Source organism: Candidatus Nanosynsacchari sp. TM7_ANC_38.39_G1_1, assembly GCF_004138385.1.
This window is the reverse complement of sequence record NZ_PQNZ01000066.1, coordinates 1-3,554: the sequence shown is the minus strand read 5'-3', so window position 1 is coordinate 3,554 and position 3,554 is coordinate 1. Positions and strand designations below refer to the sequence as shown.

2 protein-coding genes are annotated in these 3,554 nt (G+C 51.4%); both read right to left on the bottom strand.

Annotated elements, in window-relative coordinates:
* Positions 1 to 179: 179 nt before the first annotated feature.
* Positions 180 to 1,169 carry an alpha/beta hydrolase gene (locus G1ANC_RS03920; protein ID WP_129693695.1) on the bottom strand — a complete coding sequence of 330 codons (990 nt, stop codon included), beginning with the start codon at positions 1,167 to 1,169 and terminating at the stop codon, positions 180 to 182.
* Positions 1,170 to 1,171: 2 nt separating this feature from the next.
* Positions 1,172 to 3,514, bottom strand: coding sequence for a type I DNA topoisomerase (gene topA, locus G1ANC_RS03915; protein ID WP_129693694.1), 2,343 nt, complete (start codon positions 3,512 to 3,514; stop codon positions 1,172 to 1,174).
* Between the last annotated feature and the right edge of the window lie 40 nt (positions 3,515 to 3,554).

Below are 3,554 nucleotides of genomic sequence, written 5' to 3'. Positions count from 1 at the left end.
TTGCTACTTTTTTTAATAAAGAATAATGTCTAGGCTAACAATAATACTTATTTTTGTCAAAGTTTAAGGTGTTAAAGCTGTACCGATGCTGGTTAATTTAACAGTTTATCACAAAATATAATTGTTTATTGAGCAAAGCTTATTCAAAACACTAGTGAATAATTAGCTGGTTAAACAGCTTAATCATTGTCTAATAATATCTGGACTTTTTCTGGCGTGGTTTGCGCCTGAGTTTCTGACTGGTCGTTGTTGATATGCTTGAGGGCGAACAGCGTAAGTGTGCGGCGAATTTCGTCGCTGGTCGGTTTGGTGCTGCGTCCACTGTCGTCGAAGCCGTGGCCGGCATTGGCAACGCGAATAAAGCGGCTGCTCGGCTGGTAGGCCAAGATACGCTGGTAGAACTTGTAAGCCTGCTCAATTGATACGACGCTGTCTTTGGTGCCGTGGAAAAACAAAAACGGCGGCGGCGTTTTGGTAATCGGTTGGTACAGCGGGCTGGCGACGCGGGCAGTATCGACATTGCGGGTGCCGAGGAATTTGTAAGCATTTGGGTTGCGCTTGGTGCGCTGTAATTGGTTGACCAGGTCGGTGGTGCCATAAAAACTGATCACGCCGCGGACAGTGATCGGGCTGTCTTGGCGAGTTAAGACGTAGTCGATAGCCAAGAGCCCGCCAGCGCTATCGCCAAAAAGGATAACATTGTTGGTGTCGATGTCATAAGAGCTGGCGAGTTTGGCGATGGTATCGATAGCGCAGGCAACGTCGTTATTTTGTATTGGATAGTGGTATTTGGGCGCTAGGCGGTAATTGACTGAGGCGACTGCAAACCCAGCCGCTGTCAAGCTAGAACCGTAATAGTCAAGCAGCGAATTGCGCTTATCGCCTTTGTGCCAGCCGCCGCCGTGGATATAAATAACTAGCGGGTACGGTGTCGTATGAGTATTAAGCAAGCTGTTGATTGGCGTGTACAAATCAAACTTCTGCTTGTCTTGGCCGGAGCAATACGGAATATCAGCGTCGACATTAGCGACATTGCCTAGGCGTGGATGATTATCGGTGCGGTACGACCTGTGAACATTTAGCGAGAAGACAACGATAACTATTACTACGAGCAGCAAAATCATCATCCAGCGGCGGACACGTCGGACTTGTTGGAGCTTGATTGCCATGTTTACTTCTTTCGCCGTATTTGGCGCCGCGCCGACCTTTTTTGCGGGGCGTTAGCGAGCAGTTCTACTGCCTGGTCGCGAGTGATGGTTTTGGGGTCGGTGTCTTTGGGGATTTTGGCGTTTTTGTTGCCGTCGGTAACGTATGGCCCGAAACGGCCGTTGAGCACCTTGATGCCGTCGCCAAAGTCGGCGATGTTTTTCTCGGCCTCGGCTTTGAGCTTGGCGGCGTATAGTTCGCGCGCTTGCTCTTGGGTGACTTCGCGCGGGTCGATATCTTTCAGGCTGACGTAGAGTTTACCGATTTGAATATATGGACCGAAGCGGCCGACGTTAGCCTTGATATCTTGCCCGTCCTCGGTTTGGCCGACTAAGCGCGGCAGCTCAAAGGCATGCAGAGCTTGCTCGAGGGTGACGGTTTCGATCTTGGCGCCTTTAGGCAGCGGCGCGAATTGCGGTTTGTCGGCTTTGTCGTCGCTTGATCCTAGCTGCAGCATTGGTCCGAAGCGGCCGAAGCGAGCAATAATTGGTTTGCCAGATTTCGGATCAATACCAACTTCCCTGTTGGCGCCGACAGTTCGGCGGTCAATATTACCGGATTGCTCAATTAGTGCGTGGAATGGCGCGTAGAATTTCTCGAGCATAGTGTTGCGCGCCAAGCGGTCACCGGCAATATCGTCGAAGTCTTTCTCGACGTCGGCGGTGAAACCATAATCAACGACGCGGTTGAAGTGGTCGGTTAAAAAGCCACTAATCAGCTCGCCGGCTGGTGTCGGCACGAGCTTGCCTTTGTTGGAGCCGGTCTTTTCTTGGACAATTTCGCGCTCGACCTTATTGTCGATAAGTTGCAATAAGATAACATCGCGCGGTACACCTTCGGAATCGCCTTTTTCGGCGTAACCGCGGGTTTGAATGGTATTCATGATGGTAGCGTAAGTACTTGGGCGGCCGATACCGAGCTCTTCAAGCTTTTTGACTAGTGTACCTTCGGTATAACGGGCTGGCGGCCGGGCGAAAACTTGGCGGGCTTCGACGCTGTGGCGTTGGAGCTGGTCGCCAGATTTGACGGTTGGCAAAATTGTGTCATCTTTACCGCCGCCATAAACGCGCAGGAAGCCGTCGAAGAGGACGACTTGACCCTTGGCTTCAAAGACGAGCTTGTCGTTAGTCTTGCTTGAGTTATTTTGCTTTTCCCCGTCGTTAATACCAATTGTAATTGTTGTGTTCTCTAGCTTGGCTGGCGCCATTTGGCTGGCTAGCGTGCGGCGGCGGATGAGGTCATAGAGGCGCTGGTCATAGTCGCTGCCGCTGACTGATTCGCGGGTAATATCGGTCGGGCGAATTGCTTCGTGGGCTTCTTGGGCGCCAGCGGATTTAGTTTTGAATTTGCGGACATGCGAGTATTCGATGCCGTATAAACGTTTGATGTAATCGGCGCTAGCAGCGATGGCCTGGCTTGACAAGTTGACACTATCAGTACGCATGTAAGTAATGCGGCCCTCTTGATATAGTTTTTGGGCGCTGGCCATGGTAGCGCGCGAGCCCATGCCTAGCTTGCTGTTGGCCTCTTGTTGCAGAGTACTGGTCGTGAACGGCGCGGCTGGGTTGCGGCTTGACGGGCTGGTACTGATATTGGCGACAGTGAAAGTCGCTCCAGCGAGCGATTCCAGAAAGGTGCGAGCCTCTTCTTCGCTGTCGAAACGCTGCTTTAGCTCGGCTTTTAGTTCTTGTTTGCCAGCGGCGAAAATGGCGGTAACTTTGAACTGCGAACTGCCAGCAAAAGCGTCAATTTCGTGCTCGCGCTCGACTAGCAGCCGTACGGCTGGACTCTGGACGCGGCCAGCCGACTTGCCGCCGGGGACTTTTTGCCAGACGACCGGGCTAAGTTCGAAGCCGACAATTCGGTCGAGAATCTGCCGGGCTTGCTGAGCTTCGACTAGCTTCATATCAACGGTGCGCGGATGCTTGATTGCCTCCTCGATAGCCGATTTGGTAATTTCGTGAAAAGTAATGCGCTTGGTGGATTTGGGATCAAGCTTTAGGACCTCGCATAAATGCCAAGCAATGGCCTCGCCCTCGCGGTCTTCATCGGTGGCTAGCCAGACGTTGGCCGCGCCGACTGATTTGACGGCTTTCTTCAATTCAGCGATTACCTTTTTCTTTTCCGGGTCGATTTCGTAAGTCGTTTTGAAGCCGTGCTGGATGTCAATTGGCGGCGTGCCGTCTTTGGTTTTTTTGGCGATAGCGCGAATATGCCCCACGCTTGACAAAACATGAAAATCATTGCCGAGATATTTCTCGATAGTTTTGGCTTTGGCTGGCGACTCGACGATAACCAAATTCTTCATACTTATATAATAGTAAACCGATTTGCTAAAAATGCCAAAT

Coding starts and splice junctions, on each gene's coding strand:
- G1ANC_RS03920 (WP_129693695.1), bottom strand. CDS start 1,169: ATGGCAATCAAGCTCCAACAAGTCCGACGTGTCCGCCGCTGGATGATG.
- topA (WP_129693694.1), bottom strand. CDS start 3,514: ATGAAGAATTTGGTTATCGTCGAGTCGCCAGCCAAAGCCAAAACTATC.